This is a genomic window from Oleiphilus sp. HI0128 (genome assembly GCF_001635365.1).
Map to the genome: position 1 here is coordinate 1 of NZ_LWGG01000724.1, position 16907 is coordinate 16907.

The 16907-nt window shown below is 43.4% G+C and carries 15 protein-coding genes; 7 read left to right on the top strand and 8 right to left on the bottom strand.

Annotated elements, in window-relative coordinates:
* Positions 1-470: hypothetical protein (locus tag A3763_RS28545; protein WP_197482867.1), on the bottom strand; the 470-nt coding region annotated here is incomplete at its 3' end.
* Positions 471-893: 423 nt separating this feature from the next.
* Between A3763_RS28545 and A3763_RS08855 the strand changes: the two genes are divergently transcribed.
* The 6 genes from A3763_RS08855 to A3763_RS08880 all read left to right on the top strand — a co-directional run bounded on the left by A3763_RS08855 (position 894) and on the right by A3763_RS08880 (position 8630).
* Positions 894-2678, top strand: a complete 1785-nt coding sequence (locus tag A3763_RS08855; RefSeq protein WP_068509069.1) for an extracellular solute-binding protein — start codon at positions 894-896, stop codon at positions 2676-2678.
* Entirely contained in the window at positions 2678-3781 is a 1104-nt protein-coding gene (locus A3763_RS08860; RefSeq protein ID WP_068509072.1) for a microcin C ABC transporter permease YejB, read from the top strand. Before A3763_RS08855 ends, A3763_RS08860 begins: the two co-directional genes overlap by 1 nt.
* A 2-nt stretch (positions 3782-3783) precedes the next feature.
* Complete coding sequence (locus tag A3763_RS08865) at positions 3784-4818, top strand: ABC transporter permease (RefSeq protein ID WP_068509074.1); 1035 nt, start codon at positions 3784-3786, stop codon at positions 4816-4818.
* A 26-nt stretch (positions 4819-4844) separates the two neighbouring features.
* Positions 4845-6452 carry an ABC transporter ATP-binding protein gene (locus tag A3763_RS08870; protein WP_068509076.1) on the top strand — a complete coding sequence of 536 codons (1608 nt, stop codon included), beginning with the start codon at positions 4845-4847 and terminating at the stop codon, positions 6450-6452.
* Between the two features lie 101 nt (positions 6453-6553).
* Positions 6554-7345, top strand: coding sequence for an enoyl-ACP reductase (locus A3763_RS08875; protein WP_068509078.1), 792 nt, complete (start codon positions 6554-6556; stop codon positions 7343-7345).
* Positions 7346-7490: 145 nt separating this feature from the next.
* Positions 7491-8630, top strand: coding sequence for an alpha/beta fold hydrolase (locus tag A3763_RS08880; protein ID WP_068509080.1), 1140 nt, complete (start codon positions 7491-7493; stop codon positions 8628-8630).
* A gap of 17 nt (positions 8631-8647) precedes the next feature.
* Here A3763_RS08880 and A3763_RS08885 read toward each other — a convergent pair whose 3' ends face one another.
* Positions 8648-9028, bottom strand: a complete 381-nt coding sequence (locus A3763_RS08885; protein WP_068509088.1) for a PilZ domain-containing protein — start codon at positions 9026-9028, stop codon at positions 8648-8650.
* A gap of 14 nt (positions 9029-9042) precedes the next feature.
* Positions 9043-10875, bottom strand: a complete 1833-nt coding sequence (locus tag A3763_RS08890; RefSeq protein ID WP_068552758.1) for a DUF1631 family protein — start codon at positions 10873-10875, stop codon at positions 9043-9045.
* A gap of 246 nt (positions 10876-11121) precedes the next feature.
* Here A3763_RS08890 and A3763_RS08895 point away from each other — a divergent pair, with 246 nt between their 5' ends.
* Positions 11122-12186 carry a 3-deoxy-7-phosphoheptulonate synthase gene (locus A3763_RS08895; RefSeq protein WP_068509085.1) on the top strand — a complete coding sequence of 355 codons (1065 nt, stop codon included), beginning with the start codon at positions 11122-11124 and terminating at the stop codon, positions 12184-12186.
* 73 nt (positions 12187-12259) lie between these two features.
* On the opposite strand, the gene cysG is transcribed toward A3763_RS08895, so the two are convergent.
* The 5 genes from cysG to A3763_RS08915 all read right to left on the bottom strand — a co-directional run.
* A complete protein-coding gene (gene cysG, locus A3763_RS08900; RefSeq protein WP_068634485.1) occupies positions 12260-13660 on the bottom strand; it encodes a siroheme synthase CysG in 1401 nt (466 codons plus the stop codon).
* Between the two features lie 31 nt (positions 13661-13691).
* Positions 13692-14966, bottom strand: a complete 1275-nt coding sequence (gene serS / locus A3763_RS08905; RefSeq protein ID WP_068515108.1) for a serine--tRNA ligase — start codon at positions 14964-14966, stop codon at positions 13692-13694.
* A 62-nt stretch (positions 14967-15028) separates the two neighbouring features.
* A complete protein-coding gene (gene crcB, locus A3763_RS08910) occupies positions 15029-15397 on the bottom strand; it encodes a fluoride efflux transporter CrcB (RefSeq protein ID WP_068515105.1) in 369 nt (122 codons plus the stop codon).
* Between the two features lie 85 nt (positions 15398-15482).
* Positions 15483-15659 carry a PCP reductase family protein gene (locus A3763_RS30095; protein ID WP_082865032.1) on the bottom strand — a complete coding sequence of 59 codons (177 nt, stop codon included), beginning with the start codon at positions 15657-15659 and terminating at the stop codon, positions 15483-15485.
* A 35-nt stretch (positions 15660-15694) separates the two neighbouring features.
* Positions 15695-16907: L-serine ammonia-lyase (locus tag A3763_RS08915; protein ID WP_068759988.1), on the bottom strand; the 1213-nt coding region annotated here is incomplete at its 5' end.

Genomic DNA, 16907 nt, shown 5'->3' on the forward strand with positions numbered 1-16907 from the left:
GCTTTAGCCTTCTCTGCTTTAGCCTTCTCTGCTTTGGCTTTTTCTGCTTTAGCCTTCTCAGCTTTAGCCTTCTCAGCTTTAGCCTTCTCAGCTTTAGCCTTCTCAGCTTTAGCCTTCTCTGCTTTGGCTTTCTCTGCTTTAGCTTTCTCTGCTTTAGCTTTCTCTGCTTTAGCTTTCTCTGCTTTAGCTTTCTCTGCTTTAGCTTTCTCTGCTTTAGCTTTCTCTGCTTTAGCTTTCTCTGCTTTAGCTTTCTCTTCTGTTAAAGGCTTTTCCTCTTCCTCCTCCTCTTCCTCTTCCTCTTCCTCTTCATTAATAGGATTATCTAATTTTATCAGAACTTTATGCTGCTTTTCTTCCTCTTCATCTTTATCCACCTGAGCAAGCATAACCACGCCGATTATAATCGCATGCAGCAAAAAACTAAGGCCAACAAATAAGGCGTAGCGATCTAAGTAGCGTCTTGGTAACATCAGTATTGCAACAACTCTTAATAGGCATTAAGCCTTTTATAACGATGAATTCAGGCCTTCAAGCAACGAAAGCTCTTATTATGTCTAATGTAATTCCCTTTAAAAAACCATCCCCAAAGGCCAAGCATAAAGGCAAAACTTTATGCAAAAGCGGCTTTCATAAGTGGAAGGTTATAAGCAACTCAAAGTTCGACGTTAAACAGGGCAAGCTTGTAACGGTGTCAAAATGCCAGCGTTGCGGCCTTGTAAAAAACGAACTTAAATAACAGTTTTGCCTAACTAAATATTTCGTAAGCCTTTAAGGTGATAAAAGCTATAGACGAGTCTATCATTTAACTTTACGATCTTTCATCCTGTAATTTGCACTAAAGTGTGCATTGAGACTAGATTTTTCAACTACATTTACAATAAGCAAAATAAGCCATGCATTTTAAATTCGCTTTGTTTTTTACTCTCATCTTTCAAACTTTCACTATTGCTGCAAATCCTCAGCACGGTATTGCAATGCATGGTTCGTTAAAATACGACCCGTCTTTTGAGCATTTTGACTACGTCAACCCTGTTGCAAACCAGGGTGGCACATTAAAACTAGGCGTTGTCGGTGATAACTTCGACAGTTTCAACCCTTATATTATTAAAGGCGTTTCTGCCGCGGGTGTTCGCTACTTGTATGAAAGTCTCACAAAGCATGCGAGTGATGAAGCTTTCAGCGAATATGGACTAATTGCCGAAACAATCGAGACGCCTGATGACCGTTCATCAGTTACATTCAAGCTAAACCCTAATGCCAAGTTTTCTGATGGCAGCCCCATAACAGCAGACGACGTAAAGTTCAGTTTCGAAACACTAACGAAGCATGAAAAAGCACAACCATTCTATGCAGCTTACTATGCCGATGTAAAAAACGTTGAGGTTCGCTCAGATTCAGTCATTCATTTTGAGTTTGCTACCAATCAAAATAAAGAACTCCCGCTCATCATTGGTCAACTCCCGATTTTTTCCAAAAACTATTGGAGTAAACACGATTTCGGTAAATCGTCGCTAAATATTCCTGTCGGCAACGGCCCTTACATGATCGACAGCTTTGACCCTGGTCGCTCGGTCACACTGAAGAAAAACCCAAACTACTGGGCAAAAGATCTTGCGGTTAACAAGGGTATGTATAATTTCGATAAAATCGTATACGAATATTACAAAGATAACACTGTTGCATTGGAGGCTTTCAAAGCTGGCGAGTTTGATTTCCGCATTGAGAACACTGCACGCAACTGGGCTAACGCCTACGTCGGCCCAAAGTTTGATAACGGCGAACTGATCAAAGAAGAAGTTAAGCACGAGCGCCCAGCCGGTCTTCAGGCTTTTGTTATCAATACACGTAGAGAACTTTTCAAGGATAGCCGTGTCAGACAGGCGCTCGCCTATGCATTTGACTTTGAATGGACCAACCAGAATTTGTTTAATGGGCAATATGCACGCAGTAATAGTTATTTTGAGAACTCTGAACTCGCTTCGCGGGGCTTGCCGACTGGTGAAGAGCTAAGCACCCTTGAAGCCTTTAGAGACCAACTTCCATCATCTGTTTTTACAAGTGAATACCGTTCACCTAGCACAGAAAAACCTGCAAGCTTGCGAAAAAATTTAAGGAAAGCCATCAAGTTACTGAAAGAAGCAGGCTGGTCTGTGAAGGATGGCAAGCTGACAAATAAGCAGAGCGGAAAGCCCTTTTCATTCGAGTTTTTATTATTCCAGAAAGACTTTGAGCGTGTAGTACAACCCTTTATTAAAAATCTTGAAAAACTTGGAATTGAAGCCGGTATCCGCGTCGTAGATACTACCCAGTATATAAATCGCCGCCGCTCTTTTGACTTCGATGTGATGGTTGGTGGTTTTGGTCAGTCAAATTCACCAGGTAACGAGCAAAGAGAATACTGGCATTCATCAAAAGCCAATACGCAGGGTTCTAGAAACATTGCCGGAATACAAGACCCTGTCGTGGATAAGCTTGTTGATCTTGTCATCAGTGCGCCAGACAGAAAGTCTTTAGTTAATCGAACTCGTGCTCTCGACAGAGTTCTACTACACGGGCACTACGTAATACCTAACTGGTATAACCCGGTTGAGCGTATCGCTTACACTAAGAGCCTTGCGAGACCTGAAATTTCCCCCAAATCCGGAGTAGCGATCGATACGTGGTGGTTCCGTAAGTAATGAGCGCCTACATTCTTCGCAGACTTCTTCTTATGATACCGACACTACTCGGTATCATGCTCTTAAACTTCATTATCGTGCAAGCAGCACCCGGCGGCCCCGTTGAGCGAATGCTCGCACAGATTCAGGGAATGGGTTCAGACGTTCAAAGCCGTTTAGGCGGCGGTAGCGGAGAGCTATCTACCAACACCTCAAGTTCTAGCAGCTCTGGCAGCTCCTCTAAATACCATGGTGCTCAAGGCCTTGACCCTGAGCTTATTGAGCGCATTGAAAAGATGTATGGCTTCGATAAGCCAGCTTATGAGCGCTTCTTTATTATGATCAAAAACTATGCTGTTTTTGACTTTGGCGAAAGCTTTTTCCGCGACAAAAGTGTACTCGACTTAGTCCTTGAAAAAATGCCGGTATCAATTTCTCTTGGTCTTTGGTCAACACTGATCATCTACCTTATATCGATCCCGCTCGGCATCAAAAAAGCGATCAAAGACGGCTCCAAGTTCGACCTTTGGACCAGTAGTGTCATTATTGTTGGTTACGCAATTCCTGGCTTCTTATTCGGCGTTATCCTAATAGTTCTCTTTGCTGGTGGAACATACTGGGACTGGTTCCCTTTACGCGGTCTTACCTCGCCAGACTTTGACACCATGACGACAAGCGAGCAAATTCTGGATTATGCTTGGCACCTAGTACTGCCAGTTACCGCTATCGTTATAGGTGGCTTTGCAACTCTAACAATGCTTACCAAGAACTCCTTCATGGATGAGATCAACAAGCAGTATGTTACGACTGCCAGAGCTAAGGGGCTCACAGACAAAAGCATTTTATATGGACATGTATTTAGAAATGCCATGCTGATAGTTATTGCAGGAATGCCTAGCGCCTTGATCGGTATATTCTTCACAGGCTCGATGTTGATAGAGGTAATTTTTTCGCTTGACGGCCTTGGACTGCTTGGTTTCGAAGCTGTACTCAACCGCGATTATCCGGTTATGTTTGGAACGCTTTACGTATTTACCCTGGTTGGTCTAATTCTAAAACTCATTAGCGACCTGACATACGTCTTTATTGACCCGCGAATTGACTTTGCAAGCAGGGAGCAATAGTGATGTTGATTAATACTAGCTCGTGGTCACCCCTGAATCGCCGACGCCTTGCTAACTTCAAGGCCAATAAACGCGGATATTACTCTTTAATCTTATTCTCGATTTTATTTTTTGCTTCACTGTTTGCCGAAATCATTGCAAATGACAAGCCTCTTTTGGTGTCCTATCAGGGTGAACTTTATACGCCATTCTTAAATAGTTACCCAGAAACCGCATTCGGAGGAGACTTTGAGACCGAAGCCGACTATCGTGACGAATACGTTTCTGAGCTGATTAATGAAGAAGGCTGGATGTTATGGCCTCTTATACAATACAGCTACGACACCATTAACTATCAACTTCCTGTACCCGCCCCAAGCCCTCCTTCAAGTGAAAACTTACTTGGGACCGACGATCAGGCTCGTGATGTTGTCGCAAGATTGATTTACGGTTTTAGAATATCAGTACTCTTTGGTTTAGCACTCACATTATTTAGCTCTGTTGTTGGTGTGGTAGTTGGCGCTATACAAGGCTTTTATGGCGGCCGCATCGACCTTTATGGCCAACGTTTTATAGAAATCTGGTCTGGGCTACCCGTTCTATTTCTGCTGATAATCATGAGTAGTATTATTACGCCTAACTTCTGGTGGCTACTTGGTATTATGCTGTTATTCAGCTGGATGGGGCTAGTTGACGTTGTACGCGCAGAGTTCTTGCGCGCTAGAAACCTAGAATACGTACGCGCAGCCCGTGCACTAGGCTTGGACAATAGAGGAATTATGTTTAGACACATGCTTCCTAATGCTATGGTCGCGACACTTACTTTCATGCCTTTCATTCTCACGGGTTCAATTACTACCCTGACCTCTCTCGACTTTCTTGGCTTTGGGCTTCCACCAGGATCACCCTCACTAGGTGAACTGATTTCACAAGGCAAAACAAATTTACACGCACCCTGGCTCGGCGCATCGGCATTTATTGTTCTTGCACTAATGCTGTCTCTACTTGTATTTATTGGCGAAGCCGTACGCGACGCATTCGACCCAAAAAAGATATAAGCACGCACTCAAGGTAATTAGTTTTTATGACAAACGATAACGATGCTCAAATATCTATCAGAGACCTTCGTGTTTGCTTTCAACAAGGAGAGCAAGAAATAGAGGCAGTTAAAGGTATCAGTTTTGATATTCACGCGGGAAAGACAATCGCAATTGTTGGCGAAAGCGGTTCTGGAAAATCAGTAACTGCCCAGGCGATTCTCGGCTTACATCCAAGAAATAAAACGTCTTACCCGAGTGGCGAAATCCTTTTTCAAAACAAAGACCTTTTAAAAGCAAGCGAGACTGAATTAAGAAGTGTGCGTGGCGGTAAAATTGGCATGATCTTTCAGGAGCCAATGACGTCACTTAATCCGCTACATACGATTGAGAAACAAATTGCCGAATCAATACAGTTACACAGCGCTCATTCAACTCGAGCCGCTCGTAAGCGTGTTATCGAATTACTAGATCTAGTTGGTATTCCTGAGCCTGAGTCTCGCCTGGGATCCTATCCTCACCAACTATCAGGCGGACAAAAGCAGCGCGTAATGATCGCTATGGCGCTAGCCAACGAACCAGACATACTCATCGCAGATGAGCCAACAACAGCGTTGGATGTAACCGTACAAAAGCAGGTACTTGAGTTAATCCGGGGGTTACAAAAAAAGTTTGGAATGTCCGTCATTCTTATTTCCCACGACCTGAGCATCGTACGCCATTATGCAGACGAAGTGGTAGTGATGCACCATGGAAAACTCATCGAATCTGGATATTGCGAAGATATCTTCGCTACTCCAAAGCAAGAGTATACGAAGCTACTTATTAACTCTGACCCTAGCGGCTCACCTAAGAAAATCCCGAACGACGCTAAAACAATTTTAGAAAGTAAGGACATCAACGTATGGTTTCCTACTAAGAAAAGTTTCTGGGGCAAGCCTCTTGAGTTCTTAAAGGCAACTAAAGACATCTCAATAAAACTAAAAGCAGGCGAAACTCTTGGTATCGTCGGCGAAAGCGGCAGCGGAAAAACCACCCTCGGCCTCGCTTTACTTAGACTTCAGCAATGTGAAGGTGAGATATTCTTTGAAGGTAAGCCCACTCACAATCTTGACCAACAAGCATTCCGCCCCTTCCGAAAAGAAATGCAAATTGTCTTTCAGGACCCCTATGGCAGCCTCAGTCCTCGCATGTCAATTATGCAAATCATTAACGAGGGCTTAGAAATACATAACATTGGAACTCCTGACGAACGAGAACAAATAATCATTAAAGTGCTCGAAGAGGTCGAACTCGACCCGGGCATGCGCCATCGTTATCCACACGAGTTTTCCGGTGGACAAAGGCAACGAATTGCAATTGCACGAGCGCTCGTCCTTAAGCCCAAGCTAATAATACTCGACGAGCCAACATCTGCTTTAGATCGTACTGTCCAAAACCAAGTGATAGATTTGCTGAGACACCTTCAGGAAAAGTACCAAATCGCCTACTTATTCATTAGTCACGACCTCGCAGTCGTACGAGCATTAAGTCACAGAGTATTAGTTATGCGCCATGGAGACGTTATCGAAGAAAACGACTGTGAAACTCTTTTTGACGCACCTCAACATGACTATACAAAAAACTTATTAGATGCGGCCTATTTTTATTCATAAAAATATCTCAGCAAGTGGTATATTCTTAACATCAGCATAGATTAATTGCGAGCTACCTTCTCGCTTAGACAGCACTTTCAATTGGTTCCAGGTAATAGATTATGGGTTTCTTAGCAGGTAAAAAAGTTCTTATAGTTGGCATTGCAAGCAAGCTATCGATTGCAACCGGTATCGCTAATGCCTTTCACCGAGAAGGCGCAGAAATAGCGTTAACCTATCAAAACGAGAAGTTGAAAAAGCGAGTTGAAGGGTTTGGTGAAGCATGGGGATCAAAGCTAATTCTACCCTGCGATGTTGCCGACGACGAGCAAATTTCTCAGGTCTTCGAAGAGATTGCTAAGGTGTGGGATGGCATTGATATAATCGTGCATTCCGTAGGCTACGCTCCCGCCCACGAACTAAACGGTGATTATGTTGATGTAACCACCCGTGAAGGTTTTCAAATCGCTCATGATATTAGCTCTTATAGCTTTGTTGCTTTGGCGAAAGCAAGCCGTGAGTTAATGAAAGGGCGAAATGGGTCATTACTAACCCTAACCTACTTAGGCTCAGAAAGAACCTTGCCAAACTACAACGTAATGGGCTTGGCAAAGGCCAGTCTTGAAGCAAACGTTCGTTATATGGCCGGTAGCCTTGGGCCTGAAGGAACGCGTGTTAACGCCATATCAGCTGGCCCCATTCGTACATTGGCTGCATCCGGCATTAAGAACTTCCGAAAAATGCTATCTGAAAATGAACAGCAAACACCACTTAGACGTAACGTGACTATTGACGAAGTTGGCAATGCTGCTGCTTTTTTATGCTCAGATCTAGCTAGCGGAATTAGCGGAGAAGTATTATTTGTTGATGGTGGCTTTAATACTAGCGGCATGCGTTCACTAGAAGAAAGCTAAACCGCTTAGATAACTGCTATTTTAAGGACTACGTCACTGAAAACGGTAAGCACATACTGGTAGTCTATGCAGTCCTTGAGAAGTGCTTTTGTACATGCCTTGTACATCTTTGTGCGACGTTTAATTTTTGTGATGGATACGTATAGTGGAACGTCTTTTTTACCGCATTAGGCTTGCTTTTGTCCTATTGACATTTACCTTCGCCCTAAGTCTAGGCGGCTGCGCAAACATCAAGCAGGCGTCTCAATCTTCGACCTCCTTGTCTAATTTTCTTGGCTTTTCCGAGCTACCTGACTGGTACATTACGAGCAAGTATAGTTATAGTGACTCCCAGTGGATCGAAAACGACTTTAATACAAAAATCCATTATCGCGACGTAGGCGAAGGCCCTGTAATACTTCTACTTCACAGCGAACTTTCCTCACTTCATGCTTGGGAGGATTGGATCGACATTCTGAGTAATGACTTTAGATTGATCGCAATAGACCTGCCAGGATCAGGGCTTACTGGCGCACCACACTGTGTTTCTGATAGTACAGACACTTGCGCCGAAAATTTATCGAGCGATTACATTGTCCACACACTTGAATACTTTATTGAAGATCTTGGCATAAATAAATTTTCGCTTATTGGCAGTTCCTACTCCGGTTATTTGGCCGCACAGTACGCGGGTCTGCAGCACCCCGAAAAATTGGATAAGCTTGTACTAATTAGCCCTAAAGGATTCCAACAAGAGTTACCATGGATACTTAACTATGCCACAACGTCTGGCATGGATATATTCAGCAAATACATACAACCCTCAGGCGTTATCACTGAAATTGTTCAAGACTTTTATGGTCTGGAAAAACCATCGCGCGCCGTAACCGAGAGGTATCTGCACCTTGCCCAAACTGAAGGTACCCACGCGACCAACATCAAACAGCTGAAACTTGTCCGTGCTTTAATGGAGCATGGCATGCTGCTCGATCTCAGCGAAATTGAAGTTCCTTCGCTTATCATGTGGGGTCAGTCCGATAAGTGGGGAGACCCTAGCCATGCGCAACGCTGGCATAAGGCGCTGCCTAACTCAACCTTGGTCACCTATCCAAACTACGGCCACGCGCTAATGGAAGAAGGTAAAGAACTAACGGCTGCTGATGCTGCGGCATTCATTAACGAAGAACCTGTACCAAGCCTTAATAACGGTGTAGGCAATGGCCTATCAATCGAAGACCACTTGAACGAATTTGACAAAGACTCACTGTTTGGCACAGAGCTTGAAGAAATGGAAGACGCGGAGTAGTTCAAAAGCCTTACGTATTAGTTAAGGTATTTTGACATCAGAAACTTCCAATCTACTATTTCAGTCCCATCGGAATCGTAAAGTAGTAAGCCGGTTAGATAATCAGACTTATATGGTTTTACCCATCTCACTTCTGCGGTTAACCTGAAGTTTTTATTTTGTTCTGGCAGATCAATTATAAGACTGTGAATAGCGCCTTGCGTTAGAGGTTCATCGACATAGGCTTGAAGGCCATTCGCGGACAAATCAACACATTCACATTGTACAACGTGAGCAGGTCTATCATCCCCAGGTTCACGTGACACTGTTTCAATATAAATATCTGCATCAACGTTCAAACGCGCTTCTACTCGCTTCTCATCAATATCAAAGTACTTTTTTAAGTCTTCATCATTCATGCTAGTAACCATTTTTATTTTGCCATACGCAATCGGCTTACAACCCTTTGCAAGCTGTCTTCAAATTCTGCTCCGTCGCTCAAAAATTCCATTTTGTTTGTCACAACAAGGTCCACAAGGTCAACTTCTTTATATTCCTTTTTCTTAATCCCGAGCTTATCAACAAAAATGAATTTACTACTCGCAGCAATCTTCACTACTAGCTTATAGCGCTCCGCTTGGTCACCAATCGTAAGTGAGACCCAAGCACCTATAGTCAATTTCTGTACTTTCGCTAGTGCTGATACTTCAAGTTGGGCTTTTTTCTTATCTTCGCGCCTTTTAAGTAGTTCTTTAGTACGTTCGGCAATTTCCTGCGCTCTCTTTTCTGCCTCTTCTTCGGCAAGTCGTTTTTCTTCGAGCAGTCTCTCTGCTTCTTCTTTCGCTTTCTCGGCGGCAGCGATTCTGGCTTTCTGCTGTGAATCAGCTACTCGCATCAGCCCCTTAACACAAGCATTAAACACAACAGAGAATGACTCCCCTTGCTTGTAAGGTTTAATCTCACCTTGATTGAGCAAGTGGTCTAACTCCTGACGGGTATATATGCCCGTTTTCATCCCCAAATAATTACCAAACAAAAACAAGCCAGCATAGTCAAAGCGGTTCAATAATATCATTGAAGGTGAACTAGCTTGGTCTGTACCCATTACAAACCAGTCACTTTCTTCAAGATTGAGTTTTTCTACCGAATCATTTTGAGGTACGGAGCTATCACCAACCTCATCTTTATATAATATTCTTGAGATATCGAAATGACTAAATTGTTCATTAAGTGTTATATCAGTCGGTACTGAAGTATAGGGAACAAAAGAATCGCAGAACTCTTGTTTAAGCAATGAAACCATACTTTCTTCTAAGGCATTGAATATGCTTTCGTCGTAAGCAATATTCGATCTATCAAGAACCTTCTTGAGATCGTCAACCAAGCTATCAGCTAACTGAAATAAAGCCTTGCCCTGCTGGCAAAAGGCCTTCATCAAAGACTGGGTCAATTTGTCGATTTCGGCATCCAGACGCACATGAAGACCGTCTTCGCATACCAAATGTACAGCCACACTGTTAAGCCAATAAGAATCCAGAAAGCACTGTAAACTCTCGGGAAGTTTTTTACGTGCAAAAACCGAATCAATGTAGCTTTGTGCACACCAAAAGCTGAAACGTTTCCAGCATAATTGAGACTCTGACTCGATTAGACGCTGAGTAACCTTTGTAAACTTTGAGCGTTGCTTATCTTGGAAGTCTTTCCACTTAAGTTCAGCATCCTCAATCAGCTCCAGGTTTGAATGGAGATTTGCTATTACTTGAGTGCTGACGTCATTCAATTGTTCAAGAAGTAAGTGCTTGGAACGCTCGGGGACGGCGCTCCAGCCAATACAGTCTGTAGCTATCAGTTCAAGCAAGCCAATGACAGAAGCAAGTATTTTCTTTTGGTCAACCCCTTCTTGCTGAAAAACTTTTTTTTGCTCTAGAAAAATGATCGTAAATAATGAAAAGCGCCAGACAGATAAAATGTTCGCAATTTCATGGGGGAAGCAATTCTTGCGGAGCCAAACGTCGAAGCAACGGTCCAAGATAAAAGCAATATTATTAACGCCACTTTTCTGTGCGCCTTCATAATGCTTCTTTAGATGATCTAACAAGCTCACTTCGTACTGACCTACTTCTAAGACAAAGTGCTGTCGAACACCCTCTAAATCTAGAGTTTTGTCGGTACTAGTGCCAAAATCCTGTAGATACTTAAGCTCAGGCACACGTAGCTTTTGACACAAAGCCCTCACAAAACTCAAGTCATTACTAAGGCGGCTCACGAAGAAATTACTGCATTAATTTTTTCCATACGCTTCATTATAGTTATCTATATTCAATACGCTGTAAAAAAATACATTTTTAGTTGCTCTACATCATTGCAATCCATCCCTGTATCCAGCAACATTACTTTTAATTTTTACAGTTCCGTCTATCGTTAGAAAAACAACCTTGGATAGCAGGTTTATTCTTGCACTAGAATTCACGAATCAAGCAGCCTAATAGTTTTTGGGATAAGTTGAGAGAAAATGAGCAACAAATTAGATAACGTAAATATCGCTTCTCACGAAGTGTTAATCACACCCGAGCAGTTAAAGAAAGAGATTCCACTTACAGAAAAAGCAATCGAATCTGTGACAAATGGGCGTCAGACAATTAACGATATTCTTGACCGAAAGGATCATCGAATTTTTGTCGTCATTGGCCCTTGCTCAATTCATGACGTTGATGCTGCTAAGGAATACGCAAAAAAGCTGAAAGCTTTGTCCGACAAAGTATCTGACTCCCTGTACATCGTGATGCGTGTCTATTTTGAAAAACCTCGAACAACTGTTGGATGGAAAGGTCTTATCAATGACCCTCACCTAAATGATTCATTTGAAGTTGAAGAAGGCCTGCATATTGGCCGCCAACTACTAATAGACATTTGCGATATGGGCCTACCTACCGCTACCGAAGCACTTGATCCAATCTCACCACAATACTTGCAAGATACAATTTCCTGGTCTGCTATTGGTGCGCGTACCACAGAGTCCCAAACACACCGCGAAATGAGTAGCGGTTTGTCAGTTGCAATCGGCTTTAAGAATGGCACAGACGGCGGCCTTGGCGTTGCGATGAATGCACTTAAATCTGCATCACACCCTCATAGCTTTTTAGGGATTAATCGCGAAGGACAAGTATCGGTAGTTCGCACTAAAGGCAACCCATATTCTCACGTTGTCTTGCGTGGTGGTGGCGGTAAACCTAATTATGACTCAGTTAACGTTGCACTATGCGAGCAGGAACTTGAGAAAGCAAAACTTAGTAAGAACATAATGATTGATTGCAGCCACGCAAACTCAAACAAAGATGCTAACCTGCAGCCACTGGTTATGCAGGACGTTTGCAATCAGATCATCGACGGCAACAAATCTATCGTTGGCATTATGGTTGAGAGCAATCTTAAGTTTGGTAACCAATCGATTCCTGAAGATTTATCTCAGCTTGAGTACGGCGTATCAGTTACCGATGCTTGTATCGACTGGGAGACAACTGAAAAATCGTTACTGGAAATGCACGAGAAACTAAAAGACGTGCTACCTAAGCGATAAACAGTTCAAACGATTTAAAGTAATAAAAAAGCCGCTCAATCTGAGCGGCTTTTTTATTGATAAGCACAAATGGTCACTCCAACCATTTCAGCTTATCGCGCAAGCTAACAACATCGCCAATAATAATTAAAGTCGGAGCGGCAACCTTTTGGTTCTTGATAATATCCACAATAGTTGACAGCGTTCCTTCATAAACCTTTTGATGCCTTGTTGTCCCTTTGGAAACCAGAGCTATAGGCTTATCAGTACGCATCCCATTCTCAATCAGAGATGAACAGATGGTTGCAAGCCCCGTTAAGCCCATATAAAAAACCAGGGTCTGATTCTCCTGAACTAATTCATGCCAGGGAAGATCACAAGTATCGTTCTTTAAGTGGCCAGTAACAAAACGTACCGATTGAGAATAGTCGCGATGAGTTAAAGGTATGCCTGAATAAGCGGAACAGCCCGATGCAGCAGTAATTCCTGGCACAACCTGGAAACTCACTCCCTCTTCTGCCAGCGTTTCTATTTCTTCGCCACCACGACCAAATATAAATGGGTCGCCGCCTTTCAAACGCAGTACTCTCTTACCCTGCTTTGCGTACTTAACAAGCAATTCGTTAATCGACTCTTGTGGGACAAGGTGATTTGAACGCTCCTTTCCAACATTAATACGCTCCGCATCATGCCTGACAAGCTCTAATATTGGTTCAGATACCAAACGATCGTACAAAACGATATCTGCCTGGCGAATCAAGCGCAAAGCCTTGAACGTTAATAAGTCGGGATCTCCGGGCCCTGCGCCGACCAAGTAAACCTCACCGTCATTACTTGGCGCAGTAGAAGAAAGATCTTCAATGGCAGACTCTAATAGGTCAACAGCGTCTTCTTCCTTTCCTGAAAAAACCAACTCAGAGAACTTACCTTCCAAGTGTTTTTCCCAAAAGCGCCTTCTCGCATTAATACCATCAACACCCTCACGTACCTGCTGCCGGTACTTTTTAGCGATCATCGCCATACGGCCAAAAGCATGTGGAAGGTTTGCCTCTAAACGACTACGAACCAAACGCGTTAAAATAGGCAATTCACCACTACTAGATACCGCGGCAATAACAGGTGAGCGGTCAATAATAGAAGGAAATACGAAATCACTAATATCTACTCGATTAACGACGTTAATCGGGATATTTCTCTGCTTAGCAGTCTTTGCTATAGCTTCATTAACAACCTTATCTTCAGACGCTGCGACAGCTAAGCTGATACGCCCCCAGACCAAATCATTATTAGGGCTCTCTGCAGTCAGCGAAACACGCTCTATGTCATTAGTTTCGACCAATGCTTTTAAGCCTTGATCGGTCAGAGTGTCTGTAGCCAAGCGTACTTTGCACTTGGTTTTAAGTAATACTTCTATTTTACGTGCAGCAGCTGCGGAGTCTCCGACCACAAGGACACGACTACCTTTTAAACTAAAAAAAAGTGGTAAAAAATCCATCGTGACTCCTCAGTTACAGACCGTTGATAAACTAAGCAATGACTTCAAGTCCGCCCATATAAGGAACAAGCACTTCAGGAACTTTAATCGAACCATCTTCTTGCTGATAGTTCTCCATCACCGCAATCATCGTACGACCGACCGCTAGACCAGAACCATTTAAAGTATGAACAAGTTGTGGTTTTTTCATTTCAGGAGAGCGGTATCGAGCCTGCATACGACGAGCCTGAAAATCCTTTGTATTACTGCAAGAGGAAATCTCACGATAGGCTTTCTGTCCGGGCAGCCAAACTTCAAGATCGTAGGTCTTCACAGCAGAAAAGCCCAGGTCACCACCACACAACAATACTTTTCGGTACGGCAAACCCAGCTTTTGTAAAATACCTTCAGCATGTCCCGTCAAGGCCTCTAGTGCTTGGGCTGAATCTTCCGGCTTAACGATCTGAACCATCTCAACCTTGTCGAATTGATGCTGACGAATCATACCGCGCACATCACGACCATAGGATCCAGCCTCACTTCTAAAACATGGTGTATGGCAAACAAGTTTGATAGGCAGCTTGGCCGAGTCGATAATCTCATCGCGAACAATATTGGTTGCAGGAACCTCTGCCGTCGGGATTAAGTAAAACTCTCTGTCTGCATGCAATTTAAATAAATCTTCTTCAAACTTCGGTAACTGACCAGTTCCGAACAATGAGTCACTATTAACAACGTAAGGAAGGTAGACTTCTTCATAACCATTTTCAGCTGAATGCGTATCAAGCATGAACTGCGCTAAAGCACGATGAAGCTTGGCTAACTGTCCGCGCATCACCACAAAACGTGAACCGGTCAATTTACTTGCAGTTTCAAAGTCTAATTGTTTATTGATGTCACCTAAAGCTACGTGATCTTTAACCTCGAAATCAAATTTTCCAGGCTCACCCCACTTTAATACTTCGACGTTATCATCTTCAGAATTACCTTCAGGCACTTCAGAGTCTGGTATATTAGGCATGCCTGCAAGCAAATCGTTTAACTGATCCTGCACTTCACTTAATTCCGCCTTTGCAGATTCTAAAGAAGCACCAATTGTATCCATTTCGGCAATTAGTGGCGCAATATCTTCTCCGGCCGCTTTGGCTTTACCAATCGATTTTGAGCGAGTGTTGCGTTCATTTTGAAGCTCTTCAGTCTTTGACTGTATTTGCTTACGCGACTCTTCTAGGGATGAAAACAAGTCTGTATCAAACTTATACTTCTTTATTGCCAGCTTTTCAGCGATTTCATTGGTTTCGGTGCGGACGAGTTTTGGATCTAACATAAATAAAATTCTTGCGTTAATGTTTAGTCGTTAAATTAGTAATGTTTTGGTATTTAATATTCTTAGAGGCTAGCGCGCGAGATCAGCACCCCGGCAAATAGCGCGACAATGCAAATCAGTGTTGTACCTATAATATAAAATGCAGCAATTAATATTTCGCCACGATCCAGCAATTGCCAGGCCTCAAGCGAAAAAGTAGAGAACGTCGTAAACGCGCCAAGAAACCCGGTCATAACGAAAGGCTTCATGTCAGCAGGAACGATACTTTTCTCAACGATATATACATAGGCAAAGCCCATCAATAATGAGCCTAGAATGTTCGCGGTCATAGTACCCCAAGGGAATGCTCGAGAGCCTACAAGGGAAACGAGCCCATAACGCGCAAGCGCGCCCAGGGCGCCAGCAACGGCGATCAGTAACAAGTGATTCATTAGAGATTTGAGGTTCCTTTATAACACTCGCAGAGTTTACCGCGAAAAGACGATAAAACACACCGAAAAAACGAATATTCCCACTCTAACCGGGCATTTCTTTTCGTTTAATTTCAATTAGCAAGCCCTCATTTATCTCTGTTAAATTACGAGCCCTGGCAACTTTTTCTACGCGGGATTTTACAAATGGCCTAATGAAAAAAGGGACCTTCTTCAAGCGTGCCTTTGCGCAACTGCGCCAAACGATTGCGCTTTCTGTCATCCTTTATCTCCCATACCTAATTTATTCAGATAATGTTAACAGTCTACCCACCTGACTGCTAACCCTCCCTGAGAGGTTTCCTTGAACTCTTCTGACATTGCCTCACCAGTTTGCTTCATCGCCGCAATACAATTATCCAAGGTAATTAAATGGCTACCGTTACCGTGCATCGCAAGTGACGCAGCCGCATAGGCTTTGATGGCACCAAATCCGTTCCGCTCTATACAAGGTACTTGAACAAGACCTTTTACCGGATCGCAAGTCATACCTAAATGGTGTTCTAGGGCAATCTCTGCTGCATTTTCTATTTGCCAAATAGTCCCCCCCATGACAGCACAGCAAGCAGCTGCCGCCATCGCTGAGGCAGAACCGATTTCCCCTTGGCAACCGACCTCAGCCCCCGATATAGAGCCAGTATCTTTAATTATCGCGCCGATGACTGTCGCAGTTAGCAGAAACTCTCGTGACTTAGATTCTGAAATCTCTTCATGCTTGGTTAGATAATAAAGCAATGCTGGGACTACACCCGCCGCACCGTTTGTTGGCGCGGTTACGACTGCTTGTCCCGCAGCATTCTCTTCATTGACCGCCATTGCGTATGCACAAAGCCAATCATTGACACTAGCATTACTGGGATTCGCGCTAAGATCGGAATATAACTTGTTTGCACGCCGCTCTAATAACAGTCCTCCGGGCAGTTGCCCATCAGCAGATAAACCACGTTCTATGCTTGCAAACATCGCCTCCTTAACTGTGCAAATATTTGCCTCAGTAACACTCTCAGCACTACTCATGCATTCATTTTCCATCTGAATTACTGCAAAGCTTTTATCTTCTTTCTCGGCGATAGACAGCAACTCACTCATGTTTGAATAGGTATGTTTCTGGCTGTGGCCGAACGGCACTTTACGCCTCCCTTTTTTCTCCTTTTGGCGCTTACTCTTATCGGCAAGTTCATCTTTAGTTAAAATAAAACCGCCACCAACGGAAAAGTACGTTTCAGACAAAATGACCCGTTCTTTCTCACCAGCACTTGATAGCGTAAAGCTGAAACCATTCGGATGTTCCGGGTACACGAGCTTCATATCAAACTCTATTCCCGACGCTGGGCCAAAGTTTACACACACACCTTGAACAATTTCGATAAAGTTTTTTTGCTGAAAACTATCAATCGCTTTTTCTAAATTACCGTTGAATGAAAGCTTAGCGGCCTGTGCCGGCGAATAGCCATTGAGACCCAGAAGGATT